Here is a 23918-nt window from a genome sequence, read left to right as displayed (position 1 = left end):
AAAATGCAAAGGGCGTAGTTAGGATTAGGCAGGAATAAAAATTTCTCCTTCGATTTCAGCCAATTTATCAACACATAAAGCGTTTACCCTGCTTGCCACTTCACGAATGATAAAAGGGTTTTTGGTAGTAAACTCCCTCCCTTTATCATCTTCAAGGGTAAGGGTACAGCCTTGAAAAAAGTTGGTATCTGTTTCATCTGCATCATCTTTTTGCGCTACTTCAAAGGCTTCCAAGGTGTTTATTGTTTCCAATAATTTACCTCTCTGATTGATACGGCGGTTTAAATCCAATGCCAATTTGATGGTTTTTTCTAAATTAAGGGCGGGTTTTTCTTCTTTTAACTGTTCCTTGATTTCCATCTTGGTAGGTTCAACTTTTGGTTGCTCTACTGCTGGCGTTCCTGCTTCCGGTTTTACCTGTTCCACATTTTTCAAATCGATTGATTGTGCAATGTCCTTAACCTCTTCGGCTTTTGTCTCTACCTTATTTGCTGTACTATTGTTTACAGGTTGACTAATTTTAACTTCTGATTTTCCATTTACGGCTGAACCGTTTAATTGTGCAGTTTTCATAACTTTTGATTTTAAATTTTTATTGATAATGATTTGAATAATTTCCCCTATTGGGGCAGTCCTTTTTAGGCGGTCGCTGTTTGCTGTACCGCTTTGGGTGGGTGGGCTTCTGTCCTTTGTTGCTATCATGTGGCTATCTTTTTTATAAATCCAGTCGGTAGGGCCTCCTGGCTTTTTGTTAAACCACCGCTCCTGACACAAGCCCTTTGTAAGGCAAGGCTTTGCGAAAAAAAATACGCTCCGAGCGCAGCGAGCGAGGAAGATTTTTTTTCAGCAAACCCGTAGGGCCTGGCCTTGACGTCAAAGGGCTTGTTCAGAAATTTTGCAACAAAAAGCCTAGGTGGAATTTTTACCCTGATCTTTCCAAAAGTTTATGGAAGATGAATGCTGATATGATGTATCAGAAAGCGCAACGTTGGCGAGGCACGAAGCCATTGTTGCATACATGCGGAAAATCGGCTGAAGCGAGGTACGAGCAAAGCGGTTTTACCGCTGAGTTGTCATTTAATAAGTGATTTAAGAGCATAAAACCTGAAAAAAAACATAAAAAAAATGCCTGACCGTTTCCAGTCAGGCATTTACCCAAAACAGTTTTACTGTTTATTTTTCGTTCTTTTTGGCGGTAACTTCGTTACGTATATCCTGTGCCAAAGCTTTTGTCTGCTGTAACGCATTCCTTAGCCTTGTTCCAGCTGCCTTATTGTTCTTTTCAAAAAATGCAGTGGCATCTGCTTCTGCTGATGCGATCAGCGCCTTTAATTCTGTGAATTTTTCCATGCTATTTTAAATTAAATTTTAGTGGTTTGAATTGCTTTTCAGCAATTTCATTATTTACATTTATTAAATCTACAAGTACAAAAAACTAGGATATTAAATTATCTCCTCACCCCTTGGCTCTCGCTCATTTCCTTTTCTTGACCTTTAGTGTTTTCCTGCTTACTTGAAAGTGCAGTCTCTTTCAAAAACTGTTCCCTTTTTTCTGGCTTACCGTTCTCTGCGTACATATTCAACTGGCTGTAACGCGGTACAGCTTCCAAAAATACCTTCACCTCCTGCCCTTCCTTTTCAACTGTTACCAGCGGTCTGTTGCCATTGCGCAATGATGCTTCCAAAAGCACTTTCTTCGCAGGATCTTCCAGCTCCTTGATGTTAAATTTATCAAGAACTTTGTTGATATCGAAACCATAGGACGGGTCATGGTACTGGTTGATGCTGTAATTCTGAAAACGGTCTTTACCCTTATCAAAATCCAATTTAATCCAAGCTTTATAAGTCTCCCCGCCCATATTCATCATGTCATCACGATAGACCGAACGACCTTGTATCAAATTGGCGGCTTGTTCAGCTGTAAAGCCTTTACCACGCTCCAGCCAAATGGTCTGGGTTGCAGGGCTTGCATAATAGGTACGGTTGAACTCCTTTGCTACATAATTTACCTTACCATTTTCCATGCTGGCTACCATTACTTTATTGGCGGCATCTTTTCCTACCGCAAGTTCACTGTTGCCTTTCTGTTCCTTAAAGAAAGCAAGTGCATCGCTCACATTTTCGTATTTCTTAACGATATTTTTTCCTTCTTCATTTTTGGTAATGACCATATACTGCTGACCTTCCTCCAATGGTTTACCTTGGTTATGACTAACAGTAAACTTGTTAAAGTAATAGAAATCAGATTGGTTAGACTGCTTAAAATGAAGTGCAAGATCAACTTGTCCTTTTGTTGCTGGGATATTGTCGTGAAGAATAAACTCGGGAACATCTTTTCTCATGTTATCTTCCATTTTCTCAATGAGCTTATCCTTGAAGCCCAGATTTTTCATCTCTTCTTTGAGATTTTCCAAATTGTTCAGATTCATAATCAATTGGTTATTGGGATTTTCTGAAATTGTTTTGTTCAGGTTTATCCCAGTTTAAAATTTATTAAATGCTTATTTTTTATTGATGCGGATGAGTATAGGATAATCAGCTTTGAGCTTGACCCTTACTTTTTTAAGCTTTTTGCTGAAAAGGGATTTTGCGGCATCAATCCCAGCTCCAGCAGCTTGAACCCCTAGAGACTGATCCATGGAAAGAAACTGCATACTTCGCAGTGCATCGTCTGCACCACCATTAACTGCTCCTGTCAATTCAGCTTCTGGTGCAGGAATACCAGCCATTCCATCCAGACTATACACCGTCAGATCAACGGGGACAATAGAAGTTCCCAGCCTGATATTTTTAATCTGTAGCAATAAGCGCTGATTGGTAATGTTGCAGGTTCCAAACAAGAAATGTCCTTTTGGAATTAACTGACCATTCAGCCGAACGCTGTCACTCAATCGTAACTTAACCGTTGCTCCCTGAACCACCTTTTGATTTTCTACAATCGTTGCTGGCACAGCTCTGAACTGGCTGTCCCTAACCGAGTTCAGCTGTTCTTTTGAACGAGCGATTTCAGGGTTCTGAATGGCGATGATCTTATCCATCATCCCACTCAATTGTGCCATTTCCACGTCTTCTCCTTTTTCAGATTGAATTGTTTTCATCAAGGCTTCCAACCTGTCAACATCGTTTTTGATGGATGCTTCCTGCCTACCCTTTGATTGAGCGTTAGGATTTGAACGTGGCTCTTCTGTACGATTGATCTCTTTGTTCAAAGCTTCCAGCTTCTGATTAATGGCATCAGTCCTTATATCCTGCTGGTCTCTATTTCTGGCCAAACGGGCATTAATCCTATTAAGGCTACTATCCCCTACACTTTCCTTAATGTAAGAGCTGTCCGTATCAGACTGCTTATAAAAACCCATTTTATCAGTTGGCTCTTCCTTTTTGAAAGCTGCATCTGGCAGGTCGGCATTGATTTCCCGATGACCTTTTTGAAGATCTGCACCGCTACCTTTACCCCCGCCCATCGCATAAAATCCCAGTGCCAAAAATGGGATGATAAGTAACGGAATGATGAGAAGCTGTTTCCGCTTGTCCTTTTTGTTGATTGTTTCCATAATCTTATTTTTAAATGATTTTTCTGTATTTGATTAAATCAGCCTAGCGCCCTAATGAGCAGAAATGTACAATAGCACCCAAAAGCCGCACAAAAAATTATCAGAATAGCCATCCATAACTTGCCAGAAATGTTCCTTGTTTTTCTGTTCAGATAATTGGCTAATATCCTTTGCCTATCGATAATCTTTTGGGCAATTTTCTCGGCAATCGCATCGCCGCCAATTGATGTACTGTTTTTCCTAAAAAGTTTCATACGTTTAGGGCTTTAAGGGTAAGTCGCTATTCTCCAAAGTTTCCCAGCGTTGGATCAAAAAACCATGAGGATTATTATCACTGCGTCCGACATTTCTTAAATACCCCTGGGTAACCAGTTTTCTGTTTACTGTAGCACTCGAACGAATAAGCTGTTGGGTAGCATAACAGCGGAAATAATAAGGATACTGTTCAATATCAAGATGAACACTATCAATTGTTATTTCCTGTGAGATATTGGCCGAAATCAGGTTGCTATAGAAACCTTGTTCCTTCAGATTATCGTAACTTTTCTTTGCGCTTTGGTCTGATAGTTCCAGAGCTTTGCTAATGTTGCGCTGGATAACCTTTTCATCAGGATCAAGGGTGAAAAAGTAGTGGTGGAACATTTTTACGTGATCCCTGATCTCTACAGGTAGGTTGCTTTTCCGTTCGGTACTGAAAGCTTCTATGGCTTTTCCGTTGGCAAGAATGTAAACTTTTGCCTGTGCTTTACCAACCATTTCATAGCTCTTGTAAATGGCAAATCCTGAAATGGTAATGCAGGCAATGATCAGAAAAAGACTGAACCTTTTGATGTGCCTGAATGCGGTATCTATATTTCTTAGTTGACTGAACATGGGTAAATAGATTAGGTGTTACTATTAAGATTATGATTTTCCTTCCTTACCACTCAGCTTATCGTGTTGATGCTGTCCAGGCGTCTGATCTGGCAGATAATCGCCATTACTGGAAGCAGCATAACCCTGTTGCATATTACGGTAAGCATTGCCCATCATATCTGCAGCCATTCCAGCTCCAGATGATGCGGTTTTCATTCCCGTACTGTTGGTACTACTAATGATCGCATTTACCTTTTGTAGGATAGCATTTCCACCACCCGCATGGACTACGTAGTTTGCCACATTCGGCACAGAAAAATAGCCTATGATGCCAATCAGCAAAAATATGAGGTAAGCTGTATCTGTTCCGCTGAAAAAGGTATCGCCCTGCTGTTCGATTTGCGAAAGATCGAGTTTTAACATGTTCTCCTGTATCTTTCCCAAGATGCTTCCGAAGATATTAGCTATGGGAAGCCACAAGAATATGTTCACATATCTTGCCAGCCAAACCGTTAAGGTATTCTGAAAACCATCGAATACCGCAAAACCAAATACCAGAGGTCCCAAAATGGCCAGAACGATCAGAAAAAACGTTCTTGCAGTATTGATGCACAGTGAAGCGGCCGCATAAAGCACCTCAAAAACTTCTTTCATCCATTGCTTGATGGAATTGCGGAAGTTGTAAGACTGCTTCTCCATAAAAAACTGGATATCATGTCCTAAACCATCTAATATACCTTCACTACCTTGTTCCGGAAAAGTATACTTCAACCATTTTTCACGGTCTCCACTCCCATTTTCTCCAACATACATTTGCCAATGCTTGCTTTTTTTAATGGCTGCTTCCTTGGCTTTAAGCAGGCGTTCGATGGTCTTGTTGCTATCGCTTACCATTTTTCCAGTTGCCGAAACAGTTGGCTGTAATACTCCATTCATTAGTGAAATGACCAAGGGAAACATCAAAATTGCCATTCCCAATGCAAAAGGTCTGAGCAATGGATAAAAATCTATGGGTTCGGCACTGGCAATCTGGCGCCATACACGATTGGCGATATACCATAGCGCACCAAATCCCGCTATCCCCCTGCCCACATCGATAAGCCGACTGCATAATGGCAACATCTCGCTGTACACCCTGTCAAGAACGGGTTGCATTCCACCTAGTGTTTCCGATATGCCCTGTGCATATGAGCCCAATGGCGAGAGCAGGGCAAATGCCCCAATGCATAACATAATTGCTTTTTTCATCACAGCTCAATTTTGGTTATAATATCTTCTGGTGGCATTGATATCCAATTTCTCCCTTTGCCTTTGCAGGTTCAGTATACTCGCCTCTTTGTTGAAACTTCTTAAAAAGATGAGCTTGTCCTGAATGTCTAAAAAAATTCTGTCGATTGCCCTCAAACGCTCATCATCGCTCATTCTTAGTTTTGAAGAGGTGATCACCGTTAAAAGTTCATCCAGGTTATTGATGCTCTGATCGAAAAGCCGCCCATAAATACCGGATAGGTAACTTAGTTCTTCAGGACTAAAAGTGTCGTCATTTCTGAAACGGTTGTAGGCAGATTTGTATTCTGAAATCAAATGCTGCTGATAGGTGATGATATCCGCAACCCTTTCATATTTCTTGATTTCTGGATTGACCAGCATCAGACCGTCTAGGAATACCTCATGTATGGAGAAATTGCCCTGTGAAATATTTTTTACTGCATTATAGCCATTGGCAACAATAGTATATCCACGCTTCATATCAGAAAGGATATTTTTTAATTGGCTAAGCTTCTCTACATTTAGTAAGAGTTGTTGCACTTCCGTAGACTGTGCCTTTAGCTTAAAAACCGTAGATGAAAGGCAGATGAACAATAAAGTCAGTATTAAATAAAGAGTGCTTTTTACACCCTTTACTCTAATTATTTTAATCGTTTCCATAAATTTCTCTTAAATGGTTAATGGATTTTTGTTCGTTCTTTCTTTGATGGATGGGCAGTTTTACCTCGCCAGTAAAGCTTTGCGCAAATGCAGCTTTTTCCTGCATCCTTTCATAAATGCCATCCAATCTTTCTAGCCGCTCATCATCACTCATTTCCAGCCTTCCAGAAGTAATAACCAGTAATAGTTCCTCTATGTCATCAAGGCAATCATCGGTTACCCTATCCTTTACACCTAATATGTACTGGTTGTCAGAAAGTTTCAGTTCATCATTAATACCAAGCCCTTTAAAAGCCTTTACGATGGAGACTTGCAGAGAAATGATACTGGAAACTTTTGCATTTTTTCTGATGACAGGGTTGACGCTTTTGAGCGAGGAAAAAAAGGTGCTGTGCAAACTGAACTCGCCATTCTTTATATCCCTAACAGCACCTATTCCACTGCCGACAATATCATAGCCTTTCTTGAGGTAGCCTGCATACATCTTCAAAGCAACAAGTTGTTCGAGCAGGTATTTTTTCTGCGTTTTTTTTTGGTTGAAGAATTCGCCCCAGGTTTGACCAAAAGCGTTTGTACCTACAAAAAGTAATAGAAATACTAGCCCTAAAAGGCTGATTGGTTTCGATACAGACATACCTTTATGGCTATAACTACATTGTTGTTGTCTATTGAATTCCATACAATTCTTTTAAAATGGTTACCTCATCCAACGATTTTGCCCTTTGGATGCTCAACAGGCTATTTTGGGTATTGAAAGATTTTAGGTCGCTAAAGTTGGTATTCATTTGAGCGGCGGCAGCACTGATGATTTCCAGTCTTTTGGCATCGCTCATCTGCGTTTTAAATGAATTAACCACGAGCAGGATCTGGTCTAAATTTTTGATACTTTCATCCAGTATCCCCGAATAGACTTTCTTCATGTGTTCCAGCTCATCAGCGGTGAAATGTTTATCTTTCTGGAACAAGCCCCAAGCCCATTTGTACTCATCTACAATGGCAATCTGTTTTTCGGTCAGGTCTTTAATTCGCTTGTAATAGGCAATGGCCGATTTAACTTTCCATAGCTCTTCGTAATAATTTTTGTAGAGTTCTTTCTGCTTCTCTGTCCAATCGGCTATTTCTGTCAGCTTTAATTTTGAAAGCTGGTTTTCCAGTACCTTTTGCGCATTTTGTAGCCAAATGGTTTCGTTTTGAAGGCGCTGAACCTTGAGGTCGACAGCTTTAATTACTTTCTTTACTCCTGCCTTGATGACTTCCAAAACGGCTATCTGTGCATTTGCCCCTGCGGGTATGGATACAAACAGCGTCATGGCGCTCACCGGAAGGATGACCATGTACTTTTTCATAACTTTTTTGATTGCACTGATGCAGGCAACCGCACCAGTTTTGTGAATGGTTATCATAACTGATTATTATTTATTTTTTAATTCATTTGCTAGTACCGCTATACCCTTTTGGATGCTTCCATATTGCTGTGCATAAGTTTGAACCTGTATTTTTTCACTTTCCTCGGTGGTGTAGGCGAGATATTCACTTGTTGAAACTTCTGTGCGGTAAACCTTGCTGTACTGGCCACCGAGAGAAATAAAGACTTCCTTGTATTTAAGCTTGGGATCATTGGCTTTGTTCATCGAAAGTATCTGCGACTTTTCCTTTTCTGTCAGCCCCAAAAGTTCCTGTATGGCGTCAAACTTGTTCTGGTATTTGGATTGGTCTAATAAAATCTTACAGTCTGAATTATTGATGATGGCCTGTTTTACAATCGGCGAACTGATGATATCCTCTACCTCTTGGGTTACCACAATGGCTTCTCCAAAATACTTTCTCACCGTTTTGAAGAGGTATTTGATGTATTCTGCCATACCCTCTTTTGCAATGGCTTTCCAGCATTCTTCAATTAGCAAAACCTTACGTATGCCCTTGAGCTTACGCATTTTTGAAATGAACATTTCCATCAGGATCAGTGTAACCACAGGAAATAATATCGGATGGTCTTTGATGTTATCCAACTCTATTACAATGAAGGGCTGGTGCAACAGTTCCAGATTTTCAGATGCGTTCAACAGATAATCGAACTCGCCGCCACGGTAGTAAGGATTGAGAACATATAGAAAATTATCGATATCAAAATCCCTATCCTTTACCTTGCTTGTTTCCAATACCTGTACGTATTCATTTGTCAGAAACTCATAAAAGGTATTGAAACAAGGGAAAATATCAGGTCTGTTTGCAAGCTGGGCAAAGTAAAGCGTCAATGCATTTGATAAGGCTACATATTCCGAACGCCTGAAATTTTCATCATCTTTCTTCCATAAAGCTAGTAGCAACGTTTTAATACTTTCCTTTTTTTCGGTGTCCAGTACATCATCTTCAGAAAGGTAAAATGGATTAAATTTGATGGGTTCACTCTCGGTGTAGGTAAAATAATAGCCACCTACCAGATCACATAAACCTTTGTAGCTATGTCCCACATCCACCAATACCACGTGAGCCCCTTGCTCATAGTAGGAACGGATCATGTGGTTGGTAAAAAATGATTTTCCGCTACCACTTGGCCCCAAAATAAACTTGTTCCTGTTGGTGGTAAAGCCCATCCTTATCGGTTCGTCAGAAATATCTACATGTACAGGTCTACCATAAAGGCGATCACCTAAACGTAATCCAAATGGACTGAGAGAAGAACGATAACCCGTTTCCAGATTGAAAAAGCAGGTTGCCTGTTCTATAAAAGTGTCGAAGGTATCGTTCATAGGAAAATCGGCAGCATTTCCGGGAAGTCCAGCCCACCAGATTTGAGCTTGACCATCGGTTTCTTGTTTGGCAACTGCATCCAGTTGCGCCATTGCCGACGATACGAGATTTTTAAGGTCTCTGCTTTTTTCTTGGTCTTCCGACCATACCAATACATTGAAATGTGCCTTGATAGGTAATCGTTGCAGGGCAATTGCCTCGTTCAGAAAGTCGTTTGTGGCATCTCCGGAAATTGAATTTTCTCTCGAATAGGCAGATAAGGATTGTAGACGGAGCTTTTTGGCTTCCAATCTTTTGATGGTTTTCTGCACATCTGATACAAAAACATATTGGCTCAAGATATGGTTGCAATTTAAGAGTGAACCTAATGGGCTTGCAAAACCAACGGAAAACTTGCTCCTATCGGTACTGTACTTATCATAATTTATACGACTTCCGCAAAGTGCAGGCATATTTTCCGTATCACATAACGTGTAGAGTTCAACTTTTTTATCGCCAACTACGATCTCATCTTTCACGTGGATATCACGGATCATTGGTTGGTTATTCTTGTTCAATAAAAAGCAATATCTTTCTATGATGCCAGCGTTGTTAGCAGTTCCAGCCAGTTCATCATCGTTCAGCCTTTTCAGTCCAACAAATACACTATCGGTCAGTATACGTTCAAACTGCCCTGCGCTGTCCACAAAATCCTTAAAAAGAGATGCTGAAATGGTCTGGCTAGGTACAATGGATTTGCGAAGGATATTACTGTATACAGAACTTGATAGCTTTCTATCCTTTGGTTTCTGGGTAAGGAAAATATAGCATTCATGATCCAAAAATGGTCGTTCGTTAAAGAATACCTCACTGCTACGGGAAAGAAAACTGCGCTCGCTGGTATAATCAGCCTTGTACTTAGCTTCTGTAAACCAGTCCTGTTTTAGAAAAATGCTATGCTGTGGCAATAGTTTAATCGCCTTTACCCAAGTCTGATGGTAAGCTTCGTAATCCCTTTCTGATAGGGTAAAAATTTCTGGAAGCTCCACTTTGTAAGCAATGGTTACATCGCCATGCATCGAAATAATGGCGTCATTCTCAACCTTGTAAATGGGCAATATGTTCTTTGCTTCTACCATTGAATTAGTTTTTAAATGATGTTATTGGAATATTCGATTTACTTTTGAGCGAGGTAAACAATCGTCTGGAATGGAATTTCAAGTGATTTGGAAGGCTACGTTTTGCCCAAAACTTCATCAAGCCATGCTCGCCAAAACGTTGGCTTAAGCGGAATACACTGAAAAAAAGTGTTGTTCCAAGGGTGATGATCAATGGTAATAGCACCAAAAGGCTCAGTCCAGAAATGTAGAGAATGGCAAAGCTGATGAGCAATACAACTAGCCCTAAAGCTAGATAGGCAATGTATTGTGCCTTTAAGCCTTTGAATTCAATAGGTCTGGTTACACCTTTATTGATTTTATAAACGCTGGCCATGGCTATATCCCGAAAAATGATTTAAGAACAGTGGCCACTACCACCAAAAAGATACAGCTACCGAACCACGCTGCAGCTACCTTGTTGGTGTCTGGCTCTCCTGCATTCCACTTATTGAAAACTTTAATTGCCCCTATGATGCCAACAACTGCACCGATGGCATACATCAGGTCGGTTCCCGTGTCGAAATAGCCTTTTACCTTGTTGGTTGCTTCCTGTATCCCTGCATTTCCATCCTGGGCGAAAAGAGACAGACTGGTCAACAAATTATAGATACAAAGGGTAAATAATAGCAATAGAGACTTGCCTAAATTTTGGTTGCCGTTATTATTGGATTGACGTTTCATAATGTTTTTGATTTTACAGCTTGAGAATAAATTTTGATGCTAATTGGTAGATGTTAATCCCAGAGATTTTCCAATTCTTCTTTCGAGAGGTGGAATGGGGCATGTTCAGCAATAAACTGGTTAATCTGAACGATGCGTGGGTTGGAACCAATCTGTCCATATTTTGCCCTGACCATTTCCATCATATTGAAAAAGTCCTGTTTGTTACCGTCCTCTTTTTCCAGAATGGAAAAAATTTCTTTCAGCTCCTGAAGTACATCGGGTATCAATCCAAGCTGTTCAGATTTAGCATTTTCATCCTGTCCAAAACTGATTTGCCCCATACTGACCGTACTGGTTCCCACAGCAGGTTTAGAAGCGCCCAGTAGTCCATCGTGTTCTTCAGGTTTCTGATTGGGTTCTTCTACCCGATCTGACCAGCGGTGCGGAAGCGGTTCTTTGGGATTTGAACCTTTGCTAAAAAATGAATTAAGTTCTTTGCGGTAATACAGCAGGATGATGCCCGGATACCAGAGTAAGGTGAGCAGGAGCATTGCAAGCCAAAACTCCTGCCATGTAAATTGTGCCAACATAAATTCTTTGCTTTTCTCCCAAGCACCATTGCATTGGGATTTGATGAAGCAAAGTTTCTAAGCTTTCGATTTTTTGTTTGGCAACCAGTTGGGTACTACCCAAAAATAAAAACACAATAACCTAATAAACAGGCGATTAATAATTACCTAAAATTAGGCTTTGGAACAAACTCATCGTCTTCATCTATTCTTTTATCAATAGCGGTTTTCATTTGATCGAGATATTTGGTCTTGCTTAGCCTTTTGCGCTGCTTGATTTCAGCAAATCTCCTTGAAGGTTTACCTATAGCTATATTGAATGTCGTTTCAAATAGTCTTACTATCTCAGCTATTCCAGCATGACCATTATTGATTTCACCAGTGTAATACAAGCCATAGGCAAGTTCCACTAGATTAATTGCCTCACCTGTCCATCGGTATTCCTTTTTGTCTGCAGAACCATTTCCAGTAACATTACCATCCTGCAGTTTTACTATTTCTTCGGCCAAATAAAGCCTGATTTTTTCCATAGCTAAGATCTTTGCCACCAAATAATCTGCTGGAGTTGAAAATCTTTCATCACGTTCAAGCTTCGGCTTGAGTAACCAATGCGGATGTTCCTCAACTTTTCTTAAGAAGAGTTGTTCATCCATCTCAGTTGCTCCCGAATAGTAATAATTGAGGAGATTTTGGTTGTAACAATGAAAAGAGCAAATCTTCTGAATTTCATCGTTATAGAATTTCTTCAATATCTTCTTGCAGCCCTTCGGTTTTTTAAAAGTGATATCTTGCAATGTCAAATAATAAATCTGCAAAGACCTGAACTTGGGCTTCACCGTCTTAAAAAACAGAATTTCTTCCTGCTGATCAACAAAACTTCCTGTGAGCACCAGTGATTGCAGGGCATTCATAAAATGGTTTGCAGTTTTAAGGTAAGGTGCAGGATCGATTAGAACTTCCCTGTTATCCTGTTCCAATTGCTCTATAGTTTCTAAGAGCTCTTCAAAAAGTGTTGTTGCTGCTGTTAAAATCATATTCAAGAAAATTATACAGCTTATAGCCGTTGAGTAAAGATTAAACTTTGAGCGAAATTTGGTCATAACATGTATGATCTTGCTTTAAGTATCGCTTGGTGTATCTTTTACAAAAGTTTGAAAATGAACATTGTCTTTTAGGTGGAAAGACCTTACTAATTATTCCACCTCAAGTACATAAAATTCACTTGAAGCAGCATATTTAGAAACTTGCAGATGGATTGGAATGTCCAATAATTCTAATAAAATCTGGAGTTGATTAATTTGAATGCTGATGCAGAACGCATCAGCGACAAATGTTCCGATTGGAAAGAATAGTACCATCAAATAGTAAAGAGAAAATAACGTAAGCGTATGTATTCTCTAAATATTAGTAGTATGATTAAGAGAAATTAAAAGGCTATCAGGATGCAGCATAAAGAAAGATACTTCTCATCTATTTGCTTAATTAACGATTGTAATAACGCTTTAACTTTTATTGCGGTAACTCTATTATTCTCGGCATAGGTGTTCTGCATATTTCCAATGGAAAGGTTATTTTTTTTGGCAGTGCCAACATGAGCGTGGATAAATTCATAGAGATCAGCCTTGCGCTTGACTAATACAATGCCTTTATCGATTAAGAGCCGAAAAATGAACAAAAACTGCTCCATAGATATAGAGATTTTAAAGTAGAACTGTTGTAGAAAATATTTTGTTCCACTTCCCTCAAAGATTTTTTTATTCATATTGATCAACTTCTTGATACAAACAAGTTCATTTTCCAATGTATGGCAGAGTACTTCCCTTAATTCAACAGCATCGGCATCATAGCTATATCCCCGTCTAATAATCAATTGCCTCAACTTTCTTATCTCGACGGTAATCTTGATATATTCCTCCCTATAATTATCAACGGCATTATAATCAAGTTGCAATCTTGATATGTAGTATTGAATAAGAGGTGCATAATTGAAATTATGGTAGCAAAAAATCCTTCGCAGATCCAGTTCATTCTCATCCATACTTGCTGAACTAATTTTAATAAGGTCATGTGTAAGCCCTTGACGAAAATCCAGCAAATGGAAACTGGTTTTTTTAGTATTTTTCATTTCCAGAAAATATCCCTTAAGTATTTCATTTAGCCCTTCATCTATCCCAGCTGATTTAAATGATTGGATAAGCTTATCAGAAATTTTGGTTAGAGTTAAATCTGTTTTTTGTTTATAACGAACAGGTACTACCATTTTAAAGTTAAAGCAGTAGTTGTAGTGGTCTTTTAAATGGTCGAAGAGATTATTAATTGCATCCAGCATAATTAATAGATATTCTTTGACATCTGGTTCAATCTGTGCTTTTTTATCAGACAAAATAAATGTATTGCATTCTTCTGATAACTGCACCAATTCTGATTGTAGATGATCCATAAAAACAACTGCATTCTCATCCAAATGCAATTGCATAAATAACAAATCTATGTGTGTGCCTGCAATAACACTATTAATTTCAAGAATAAATTGTTCCTTACTATCTGGGAAAGATTCATGACTAGATTGCATTAGATCATGCGCAATTCTTCGCAGTTCTTCAAGTGCCTTAACATAAAATTTAGGGTTTTCATTTTCCATAATCCGTCACAACTTATTCCATATCCTCATTTTTTATCAAATGCCCAATCAACAATCTGTTCTATAGTCTTTAATATTTCTATTTGGCCTTCCTGGGAGTTGATATCTATTCCGCAGATCGTTGATTCATTCTTTTTGGCATGAAGTATCATATAGTAGATTGCACTCACCATGAGTGCAGTAATACCTTTAAGGCTCTTTTTGCTATTTTTAAATAAAGGCGCTGACTTTTCAAGCAATAGCTTCCCTACCTCTTCTCGAACATGTGAGATGCTATTGAGTAGGTCAGTCTTTTCGGTAATTTCCCATAAGATAATCGAGCGCATTTCTTCATGCGTATTGAAATATTCAAAATGCCCTTTTAACAGATCCGATACTAGGTTTTTTAAAGTTTCCCGATCTGTATTGCCACTAGCTTCTCTATTTACGTCTTTAGCTTTAGCTATCCAATAGTCATTCTTAAGGACATAAGCTTCAACTAATTGATCAACTCCTCCAAAATACCTATGAATTAAAATTTTACTAACATCCGCTTCTTTGGCAATGGTGTTCAGCCCTAGTCCTTTATAACCTTTGTGCTTGATGATAGTGCCAACAGCATCTATGAGCCGTTGCATGGTCTGTTCCTTATTTTTTACATGACCAGAAATGTTTATATATCTGAGAGGCATAGGCTGTTAATTTAGGGTTTTGAAATAGATAGTTTACGATCCACATGAGTAAAGGCATTCAGCACCTTGTCCAAATGTTCCTTGGTATGGGTAGCCATAATATTTAGCCTTACTCTGGCATTCTTTTTTGATACTGCTGGATACATTATTGGATTTGCATATACCCCTGCATCAAGCAATAGCTTTCCAGCTTCCAAGGTTTTTCCTATATCGCCAATCTTAACAGGTATAATCGCTGATGCTGTTGTACCAATATCGAGCCCCATACCTAACAATCCAACTTTAAGGTAATTTACATTTTCCCAGAGCCTATCCTTCCAAAATGGCTCTTCATCCAATAAATCCATTGCTTTAAGTATACCCAAAGTAGTTGGCGTGGCTGTAGTAGAGAAAAGATGCTGTTTTGATTGATATTTTAGGAAGTTGATCAGTTCGGTATCTGCCACTACATACCCGCCTATGTGAGCAAATGCTTTGCTAAAAGTCCCCGTTATAATATCAACCTTATCAAATAGGTCATATTCTTCAATTGCACCTCTGCCCGTCTTTCCAACAACTCCCGTTCCATGGGCATCATCAACTACCAAATAAGCCCCGTAGTGATGAGTAAGGTCAGCAATCCGATCCATCGTAGCCAAGTCTCCATCTTGAGAATATACACCATCAATGATTACCATTTTGGTGCGAAAGGTATGTTGTGCATGCTTCAGTGCGAGCTCTAACCCCTCCATATTGTTGTGTAAAAATGTTTTAACATTGGTAAGCTGGCAACCTTCATACACACTTGCATGTACAGCCATATCAATAATTGCAATATCCTCCTTTTGCAAAAGACATTGCAATGTTGCGCTATTTGCAGTATAACCTGTAGTGTAAAGTATGGCACTTTTTTTCTTGAAAAATTTAGCAATCTTATCTTCCAATTGCCGATGGTAAACAAAATGACCACCGATAGCGGGAGATGCACCTGCACCGCTACCAAATTGTTCTATTGCATCTTGTAATGCCACTTTAATTGCAGGATGTTGTGTAAATCCAAGATAGTCATTGGATACAAAACAGGCACATCTCTGTGCTTTACTTTTTCCTGGCAAAAGCAGATCCATCTCCGGAGCACATCCTGATAGGGATTCTATTCTGTAGTTCAAGTGCCCGTTCGCACTTAGATAATCTAGAAACAACTGGAACTCTCCAGCCCTTTCCATCACATCAATTCCAGGAATATTCTCAAAATCCCTGAAACTCGCATTTGCAAAGTCAATATTTTTCATAAACAATAGGGGTTAAAACTCAATTTAGCACCTATTTACATTAAAAGTGGTAACATGGTGATTTTTTGTTTAAGATTAGTCTAACTATTAATAAGCTACAGACAAAACCCTTAAAAATAATAGGACAAAGAAATCCACCCAGAAAAGTTGCTGTCAAGACAAGCATCATAGGTAAAACCCTTACGGGTGGAAAAACAGCAACTAGGCATTACACTTGACTGCGATATAAAAACACTCTTCTTTTGCCATCAAAAACATGAAAAACCAAAAGCTCATCGATAAACTTCATGAAATGCCACATTGCAAAAAGGAGATGAAATTTCTTTTCTCAGAACAGTTTCTTTCTGTTGATTATTTAAAAGGCCAGACTATTATTGGTCCTAACCTCTTTAATAATTCATTATACTTCGTAAATAATGGCTTGTTGCGACGCTATCCATTAAGATTAGGAGTGGCGGGAACAAGCCAGCTATTTATTATAGGAGATTTCATTACGCAAAATGGCATATACCTTAAAAGACCAAGTCTTGAATATATTGAATGTTTAAGTCAAGTTGAACTACTTTCCATTAACCATAAACAGCTTGAACGCTTTTTTAGGCAACAGCCAGAAGCGATAAAACTTTTATTGTGCATTTTGGAAGAGCAAAAATTAAAGGAAATTGAAAATGCAGAAATGATGCGTTTGGAACCTGCTATAGAAAGGTACAGATTTGCATCAAATTTATTGGGAAAATTTATTCATGATCTTCCTAAACGCGTGCTTTCATCCTATCTAAGGATCAGTGACAAGCAATTGAGTCGGTTACTTGTAGAACTAGCTCACGGTAGATAATTACTCGGATTATATGGACATACGTCCAGTTATTTTCTGACATATTGCCATTTATTTAGCGACATCCGTCCGGTTCATTGGATTGTAAACAACTTAATTTTGGTTTAAGATAAACAACTGAAATAAAGGAACTAGCAACCATGAAAAAGGAAACAACACTTCAGATTATTAGCGGAATTATCGCATCCCTTTTTTTCTATGCTTCTTTTAGCAAGCTGCTAGATTATGAAAAATCACAATGGGAAATGAAAAATCAGATATTTCCTACAGAAATTGCCTGGTTTCTGACTTGGCTTATCCCTACGCTTGAAATTTTATTTATGATTACTTTACTCTTTCCTAAAACCAGAAAGAAAGCATTATGGGGCTCTTTCATCCTACTAACAATTTTTACCCTATATATCGGAATTGTGATGACTGGTGTATTTGGCAGGATACCATGTAGTTGTGGAGGCATTCTAAAAAATATGAGTTACGGAATACATCTGATATTTAATCTCTTCTTTATTGCAATTTCCTTAGTTGGTATTGCACTGGAAAATAATTGGAAGATAACTAAAAATTGGTTTCACCTTAAAAAAAGAAAGGAACTTGCCTGACAATTGAATGAGACGATAATGCAGGGCTTAGGGCTTTACCTGCAAGAAAAAAAAATGAAATTAATCATCCGAAGATCTAAGCTCAAGTGATCTGAAGATAAAAACTATTGTATCTATAAAAAAGAAGGGTGCAATTACAAATACTTACAATTATGGAAAGATTTAAAAATGCGCTTAAAAGCGTGAACAAAATCGGTTTAATGGCTTTGGTATTAGTGGCTTTCGCTACAATGGCCTTCACACCTTCAAAAAATCTAGCAATGAAGAAATGGTCTTATGATCCTACTGCTCCTGCTGGACATCGATGGGCGGACATAACTGGACAGCAACAATCAGATGAGGAAAATACTCGTGATTACCTTTGTAATGGAGCTGAACAGATTTGTACTGCTGAATTTGATGAGAGTATTGATCCAGACGTAACTCCTTCTACCCCGTTAAATGTGGTTGAAGGACAATTTGTGCCTGAAAACTAATTGTATAGATATAGCCGTTAAAAACAACAAACGGCTATATCTTTTTTTTAACAAAATCTACTTCGGATTTTGATCAATACCACTTCTATCAATCTCATTCTGAGGAATCGGGAAAGCGTACTTGTTGCTATTTGGTTTTAAGATATATTCTTTTCCATTGAGTTCACGTTTAATATCCAACCTAAAACGAGCATCAAGATTCAGCCTTTTAAGATCAGCCCAACGGGTTCCCCTTGTAATCAATTCCTTTCTTCTCTCCGTAAGAATTTTAGAAAGTGCTTCTCCAGAATCTGAAGCAGTGATTCTGGGATATGTTACCTTATTGTCCCACCTCTTCATCATTAAGTCATTCAAATCATCCATGGCTTCAGCTATTCTTCCATCCCTAGCATAACATTCGGCTCTTATCAGATACATTTCATCAGTTGCAAGACCGGAAAATACGGTGGCTGAGCCTGAATAGTTTCCTTTGAAAGTTACTATACCATTCCCTCTATCACGCAGAAAAATATACTTCCTGAGGTCGTTATTATGATAAGTTCCAACTAACTCAGGGCTGATACTAGAAATTGTAGAAGATGTAAAGGAATAGACCAACATAAAGTTATTATAGAGTACTTCAACATTCCTTGCTGCAATAGGCCTAATGGATGTTCTTGATAGGGAATTATAATCTAAAAGCGTTGGGCTTTCTTTGATACAGTTATTTGCATTAGCTAATGCCTCTTGATAATTTCCTAATGAGAGTTGTATTCTAGCCAAAAGTGCCCAAACTGCCAGTTTTCCAGGCTGGTTGAGCCAAGCCGATTTTAATGGGAGTAGATTTACGGCTTCATTTAAATCTCTGTGAATTCTAGCGTAAACTTCACTCAGAGTTCCTCTTTTTGGTCTTTCGTTTACATCTGAACTTAATTTTAAAGGTATTCCAGGCAAAACTTGTGCGTTCCCTGCCTCGTAAGGCAGTGCAAATTCATCAGCAAGTTGATAAAAGGCAAATGCTCTGTAAAAAAGTGCACTTCCTTTAATTTGATTCCATTGGGCTTTATTAGCTGTAGTAACGGTTATTTTATCAAGTCCGTCTAAAACTACATTGGCATAGAATACCTGTTGATAAGGCCGGTTCCAATCGGGCGCTTGTAAACCTTCATAAATATCATCAGCCCAAAAATAAGCATTTCGCTCTGCGGGAGTAGTAAACGTGTTGAGATTTGCAGAAGTTATCAAATAGTCATCAGAGGCAAGAGAAGGTAATCCTACCCCATTATTCATGATGGTAATGTTATCCAATATTTTCTGAAAGTCATCCAATTTGACCGGAATAAGTAAGTTCTGATCTGGTTTAATGTCCAAATATCCTTTTTTACATGCCGAAAGGCTTACTAAAAAGAACATGGAAATGCTAAATAGGTGTTTAAATTTTTTCATTATCATATCAATTGAATTATCGTATGGTTAGTTTTAAACCTGCAGACATTGTAAATGGAGCATTGCCAAATTGGTTATCTGGATCTACATCAAACTTAGTAGCCTTCCATATTATCCCAAGATTTGTAGCATAAATGAAAAAATTTACATTTTTGAAATTCTTACCGAATAGACCTGATTTTGGTGAATAATTTAATCTCATATCTTGCAAGCGGATATTGTCAGCGTAGTCAACCAGTACATTGGAGTAGCCATAAAAAACATCCCTATTTGCATTTGGTGTGAGGGGAACTGACGGAACAGATGTGCTGATCTCATCACCTGGATTTTGCCATCTAAGTTCATAATCCTTTGAATTTGAACTTAATCCAAAATCATTTCCATAACCTATGGATGCTTTTCTAAAGTAATAGCCCAAGCGGTAGGATATATTAAATGAAATAGAAAAATCTTTAAAGGAAATTGTATTGATAATCGAGCCAAAAGTAACAGGTCTTAATGAACCATTAAATATCATATTATCTAAATTCGTTCCATTAAAAATATTGGTATAATCTGTTGATTCCACACCATTAATATAACCTTGTGGATCGCCCGATTGTGGATTTAACCCTGCCCATTTATAGCTGTAAATACCATAGAGTGGTTTTCCTTCAAGCGGTAATGCAAAGGGATATTGAATATACCCAGAGCTTCCGCTAGCCTGTAAAGTCACACCATACTTGCTAATTTTCTCCTTTAAATAACCAAAAGCAATATCACTTTGCCATTTTAAAGCCCCATTAAAATTAATGGTATGTAAGGCAATATCAACACCATTGCCATTGGTATTTGCTGTATTCCCTCTAAAAAGCAAAATTCCTGATGATGGAGGAAAAGGTGTATCTCCGATAAGGTCTATCCCCTGTTTATAATAATACTCTACGCTACCAGTAATACGATTTCCCCTTAATCCAAAGTCAATACCAGTATTCAGGATTTTTACCCGCTCCCATCGCAATTCTGGATTTGGAGGATTAATAATTGTTGCGTAAGGCTGTTGGTAAAGGTTTAATCCAGTTAGGGTAGCTGTAGTAAACGCTGAAACAGATTTGTTTACACTTCCGTTGTAACCATAGGTAGCCCTAAGTTTAAGGTATGGAATAAAAGGAAGCTGATAGAAGCTCTCCTTACTTATATTCCAGCTTAGGCCTGCCGACCATAGCGGAACACCTTTTTGATTAGTGTTTACGCCAAAAAGATTACTCTGATCTAGTCTACTACTCCCAGACAGTGTATACTTTGCGTTATAGGTATAGGACGCATTTGCATAATATGAAAGATAACGGTCATTGTATAATCCAATTTCGTCTGCATTAGGTATTTGTCCACGCCTTGTAATATCATAGTACATCGGAAATTGGGTATTTGTATAATCAACTATACTACTTGTGGCATACTCATCATTATAACCGTAATATCGGTAGCTGTGGTTTTCCGAACGGGTATTTCTTATCTCATAACCAGCTATTGCGGATAGTTCGTGTACTTGATTAAAATTGTGGTTAAAATCTAATTGCCCCCTAAAGGTATGGTTGGTGGATTGCTGTTCTGACCTGTCTAATATACCACCTAAAGGTATGGGGCGTGATATAGTCGTTCCACTAACCTGCGTAAAGCGGTTAATGAGATCTCTGGCATAAAAGCTATCTTCTCTTCGTAAATTACGTCCATTAATTGCAATATTGTTATATTGATATAAAACAGAAGCATTTAGTCCATTCAATATTTTATATTTCAATGCAGTGCTTAACCTTATATTTTTCCTGTTATTGGTATTATCAGATGATGCCAGTTCCTCAAGAGGGTAATACTCCCAGTTTAGCAATCCATTATTTTGAGCGGCAGTTGTGAATGATGTACGGTAAGTCTTAATAATGGGTAAGCCATTACCGTTTTCATCTGCCAAAGATGCATAAGGATAAATGCCACTACTTACCGCAGCACTGGTTACACCATTAATTCCAGAGTTATTGTTAGATGTTTCATTATCTATAAAAGCAATGTTTGCATCTACACTTAACCTATCGTTAAAGAGCTTAAAATTACTACCAGCATTGATAGATACACGGTAATATGCATTACCAACAAGGCTTTGCCTATTATTATCGTAACCTGTCGATAAAAAATAGGTATAGTCCCTGCCTCCACCATTCAGGTTTAGGGCATACTGTTGATTTATACTTTTTTGATAAAAATACTTATCAAAATCACGGCGTACATCCTGTTGTTTAAGTGCTTCTATCTTTGCATCTATCATTGCCGATTGCGAAGGATTTGCTTGCTTTTGGTATAATAGTTCTACAACGGGAGTTAAAGGATGGTAGCCAGAAAGATTTGCTGCATTGTAATAGCCATCACTAAATAGCCTTTTTTCAATTTCAATATAGTCACTCGATGATAGACTGCCTCTAGCATAAAGATCGGGCTTACCCCCAACGGTAACATTACTATTAAAGGAAATCTCTACTGGCTTATTATATTTACCTTTTTTTGAGGTGATCACAATTACCCCATTACCTGCCCTCGCACCCCATATCGAAGCAGCAGCAGCATCTTTAAGAATCGTAATGCTTTCTACATCATTTGGATTGATATCCAATAAATTTCCATCATAGGGAAAGTTGTCTATTACTATTAGTGGTTCTGCATTGCCAAAAATTGTACTTTGCCCTCTGATACTAATTGCGCTGTTTCCATAAGTGTTAAAAGAAAGTCCAGGGATAACATCCCTAAGACGATCGGCAATGCTGGTGCTTACGCTCCTTTCTATAAGTGCATTGTCAATTTTTACGAACGAGCCTGTTGCCCGTTCCTTGGGTAATGTTTGGTAACCCGTAGATACAACCACTTCGGTTAGGTTGTTACTTAGTTCTTCCAGCCGAATGGTAATATTATCTGATATTGGAGGGTTTATTTGCTTTGGTGCATACCCCGCATAGGAGACAAGTAATGTATCAAGACTTCTGATTGTAATGGCAAATTTGCCATCTGTACTGGTAATTACGCCGTTGCTTCTCCCCTTTATGGTTATGGTTGCTCTAGCTAATATGCCCCCATCTGTAGCAGATATTACTTTTCCAGATACGGCAACTTGGGCTTTAGTTTCAGCGAATATATTAAACAGTATTATCAAAAAAAATATAGTTTTTTTCATTTTTTCTTATTAGAAAGTTTGGTGTGAATTCAAATCTTACTCTTTTGTGCCTCACTGTCTCTTACCACCAACATATCTGTATCAAAATCTTCCAAAACAAACTGCAAATCGTAATTGGCTAATGCTAGATTTAATGCTTTCATATCCGATAGGTCTGCATTGATTTCCATATCAACACGGTAACTGTACCCTGTTCCATTTACAATTGGATATTGGGAATTTTGCATATAAAAAACATTTAAACGCATAACCAGATCATTTAAAGTGCTGTTTTTTAAAATGCATCCCAGTCCACTAAATTGATTTTCAACTTTTCCACCTATAGATTTCATTTTATCTCCAGTGGTGGTTTTTCTCAGTACATAGCATTTAGTTTTTCTGCTCTCTATATTCGCGTCATATTGTGGAATCACTTTATTAATATCATCCACCATTAAACTGAAAATTTTATTAGCTAGATGAGCTGGAACACTCACTTCATAGCTGTAACTATTATTTGCCTTTTTCCAATCTAATAGTTCTTTACCTGTTAAACCCGTTTTTAACTTGGCTGCATCACGGGTTTCTAGAATCACTTTGTTCCAACCAAAGTATTGTTTATCACCGCCATAAGCCAATTTATAAAGTTGAAGTATACTTAAATTTCTAGCAGTAATTTTTCTCTTGGTGTATGATAAAAGAGGGCTTATAGAGTATCCCGCTGGCATTCCATCTGTAAAACCTGTAAAAACAGAATGATAGATTAAATTGGAACCATCGCCACCATTACCATTGATAAGAAATGGTTTGCTGGCATCATACCGAATCTTCATATCCTTCTTTTGTTCAAGCTGAATAGAATTTTTAATGGCTTTATCAACATTAATTTCGTTTACTGCCTCAAAACCAGTGATAGCCTTAACTACCCCATTCCCATCAATCCAAACGTAGTGTGGCAGATAAACGTGAGGAAAAAGTTTATGCAACTCTAATTCAGCCATAACTACAGGCAAATTATAATGCTTTTTTTGCTGTTGTTCCAATTTTGATAAAAACGGTAAAACCTCTTTCTCCGTCTGATAGGTTATCGAAAGGAACTGAATTTTATCTCCAAAAGCTTTTTGAAGGCTATCCATTTTAGGGATCATAGCTACACATGGCGAACACCAAGTAGCCCAAAAATCTAAAATGAGTAGTTTCCCTTTAAAATCTGAAATTTTTGCAATTGTGGCGGGTTTGCCATTAGCATCCTTATAATTGTGTAAATTGTTAATGGTAATATCTGGCACCTTCTGCCCTATCTGTATACCTTTTAAGGTTACATCTACCGCTTTATTGTCTTGTGCCCTTGCCCAAAAATCTACG

23 protein-coding genes are annotated in these 23918 nt (G+C 38.2%); 3 read left to right on the top strand and 20 right to left on the bottom strand.

All coding sequences use genetic code 11. From position 1 onward, the window contains the following. Positions 1–24: 24 nt before the first annotated feature. The 17 genes from R2Q77_RS19290 to R2Q77_RS19210 form a co-directional block, all read right to left on the bottom strand. Entirely contained in the window at positions 25–702 is a 678-nt protein-coding gene (locus tag R2Q77_RS19290) for a hypothetical protein (protein WP_316805343.1), read from the bottom strand. Positions 703–1173: 471 nt separating this feature from the next. Continuing rightward, a complete protein-coding gene (locus tag R2Q77_RS19285) occupies positions 1174–1350 on the bottom strand; it encodes a histone H1 (RefSeq protein ID WP_136877740.1) in 177 nt (58 codons plus the stop codon). A gap of 98 nt (positions 1351–1448) precedes the next feature. Next, complete coding sequence (locus R2Q77_RS19280) at positions 1449–2429, bottom strand: hypothetical protein (protein WP_316805342.1); 981 nt, start codon at positions 2427–2429, stop codon at positions 1449–1451. A gap of 72 nt (positions 2430–2501) precedes the next feature. Further along, positions 2502–3554, bottom strand: a complete 1053-nt coding sequence (gene traM, locus R2Q77_RS19275; protein ID WP_316805341.1) for a conjugative transposon protein TraM — start codon at positions 3552–3554, stop codon at positions 2502–2504. A 258-nt stretch (positions 3555–3812) separates the two neighbouring features. After that, positions 3813–4427 carry a conjugative transposon protein TraK gene (gene traK, locus R2Q77_RS19270; protein WP_090993256.1) on the bottom strand — a complete coding sequence of 205 codons (615 nt, stop codon included), beginning with the start codon at positions 4425–4427 and terminating at the stop codon, positions 3813–3815. 30 nt (positions 4428–4457) lie between these two features. Beyond that, positions 4458–5657: a conjugative transposon protein TraJ gene (gene traJ, locus R2Q77_RS19265; RefSeq protein WP_316805340.1), complete on the bottom strand. Its 1200-nt coding sequence runs from the start codon at positions 5655–5657 to the stop codon at positions 4458–4460. 6 nt (positions 5658–5663) lie between these two features. Then, on the bottom strand, positions 5664–6338 hold the full coding sequence (locus tag R2Q77_RS19260; RefSeq protein ID WP_316805339.1) for a TerB family tellurite resistance protein: 675 nt from the start codon (positions 6336–6338) through the stop codon (positions 5664–5666). After that, entirely contained in the window at positions 6325–7017 is a 693-nt protein-coding gene (locus tag R2Q77_RS19255; RefSeq protein WP_316805338.1) for a hypothetical protein, read from the bottom strand. Before R2Q77_RS19255 ends, R2Q77_RS19260 begins: the two co-directional genes overlap by 14 nt. Beyond that, a complete protein-coding gene (locus tag R2Q77_RS19250) occupies positions 7004–7741 on the bottom strand; it encodes a conjugal transfer protein TraI (RefSeq protein ID WP_316805337.1) in 738 nt (245 codons plus the stop codon). Before R2Q77_RS19250 ends, R2Q77_RS19255 begins: the two co-directional genes overlap by 14 nt. Before the next feature lie 9 nt (positions 7742–7750). Continuing rightward, positions 7751–10207 carry a TraG family conjugative transposon ATPase gene (locus tag R2Q77_RS19245; protein WP_316805336.1) on the bottom strand — a complete coding sequence of 819 codons (2457 nt, stop codon included), beginning with the start codon at positions 10205–10207 and terminating at the stop codon, positions 7751–7753. A 4-nt stretch (positions 10208–10211) separates the two neighbouring features. Next, a complete protein-coding gene (locus tag R2Q77_RS19240) occupies positions 10212–10562 on the bottom strand; it encodes a DUF4133 domain-containing protein (RefSeq protein WP_316805335.1) in 351 nt (116 codons plus the stop codon). A 2-nt stretch (positions 10563–10564) separates the two neighbouring features. Next, positions 10565–10909, bottom strand: a complete 345-nt coding sequence (locus tag R2Q77_RS19235; protein ID WP_090993251.1) for a DUF4134 domain-containing protein — start codon at positions 10907–10909, stop codon at positions 10565–10567. Positions 10910–10962: 53 nt separating this feature from the next. Beyond that, complete coding sequence (locus R2Q77_RS19230) at positions 10963–11481, bottom strand: hypothetical protein (protein ID WP_316805334.1); 519 nt, start codon at positions 11479–11481, stop codon at positions 10963–10965. 143 nt (positions 11482–11624) lie between these two features. Next, the gene (locus R2Q77_RS19225) at positions 11625–12494 is read right to left on the bottom strand and encodes an RteC domain-containing protein (protein WP_316805333.1); all 870 of its coding nucleotides are present in this window, start codon (positions 12492–12494) and stop codon (positions 11625–11627) included. Positions 12495–12886: 392 nt separating this feature from the next. Beyond that, positions 12887–14101, bottom strand: coding sequence for a hypothetical protein (locus tag R2Q77_RS19220; RefSeq protein ID WP_316805332.1), 1215 nt, complete (start codon positions 14099–14101; stop codon positions 12887–12889). 26 nt (positions 14102–14127) lie between these two features. Next, a complete protein-coding gene (locus R2Q77_RS19215) occupies positions 14128–14772 on the bottom strand; it encodes a TetR/AcrR family transcriptional regulator (RefSeq protein WP_316805331.1) in 645 nt (214 codons plus the stop codon). 11 nt (positions 14773–14783) lie between these two features. Further along, positions 14784–16043, bottom strand: coding sequence for an aminotransferase class I/II-fold pyridoxal phosphate-dependent enzyme (locus R2Q77_RS19210; protein ID WP_316805330.1), 1260 nt, complete (start codon positions 16041–16043; stop codon positions 14784–14786). Between the two features lie 256 nt (positions 16044–16299). Here R2Q77_RS19210 and R2Q77_RS19205 point away from each other — a divergent pair, with 256 nt between their 5' ends. From R2Q77_RS19205 to R2Q77_RS19195, 3 genes are all read left to right on the top strand, one after another. After that, a complete protein-coding gene (locus R2Q77_RS19205; protein WP_316805329.1) occupies positions 16300–16878 on the top strand; it encodes a cyclic nucleotide-binding domain-containing protein in 579 nt (192 codons plus the stop codon). A gap of 140 nt (positions 16879–17018) precedes the next feature. Further along, complete coding sequence (locus tag R2Q77_RS19200; RefSeq protein ID WP_316805328.1) at positions 17019–17477, top strand: MauE/DoxX family redox-associated membrane protein; 459 nt, start codon at positions 17019–17021, stop codon at positions 17475–17477. Positions 17478–17629: 152 nt separating this feature from the next. Next, positions 17630–17953, top strand: coding sequence for a hypothetical protein (locus tag R2Q77_RS19195; protein ID WP_316805327.1), 324 nt, complete (start codon positions 17630–17632; stop codon positions 17951–17953). Between the two features lie 57 nt (positions 17954–18010). Here R2Q77_RS19195 and R2Q77_RS19190 read toward each other — a convergent pair whose 3' ends face one another. The 3 genes from R2Q77_RS19190 to R2Q77_RS19180 are packed head-to-tail and all read right to left on the bottom strand — an operon-like array spanning position 18011 to position 23842. Beyond that, the gene (locus R2Q77_RS19190) at positions 18011–19378 is read right to left on the bottom strand and encodes a RagB/SusD family nutrient uptake outer membrane protein (RefSeq protein ID WP_316805326.1); all 1368 of its coding nucleotides are present in this window, start codon (positions 19376–19378) and stop codon (positions 18011–18013) included. A 16-nt stretch (positions 19379–19394) separates the two neighbouring features. After that, on the bottom strand, positions 19395–22574 hold the full coding sequence (locus R2Q77_RS19185; RefSeq protein WP_316805325.1) for a SusC/RagA family TonB-linked outer membrane protein: 3180 nt from the start codon (positions 22572–22574) through the stop codon (positions 19395–19397). Positions 22575–22603: 29 nt separating this feature from the next. Continuing rightward, positions 22604–23842: a TlpA disulfide reductase family protein gene (locus R2Q77_RS19180; protein ID WP_316805324.1), complete on the bottom strand. Its 1239-nt coding sequence runs from the start codon at positions 23840–23842 to the stop codon at positions 22604–22606. Between the last annotated feature and the right edge of the window lie 76 nt (positions 23843–23918).

Origin of the sequence: Pedobacter nototheniae (assembly GCF_032678625.1) — a bacterium.
GTDB classification, from domain to species: domain Bacteria; phylum Bacteroidota; class Bacteroidia; order Sphingobacteriales; family Sphingobacteriaceae; genus Pedobacter; species Pedobacter nototheniae_A.
Note: the sequence above shows the minus strand (reverse complement) of the source record. Positions and strands in the feature narration are given on the sequence as shown.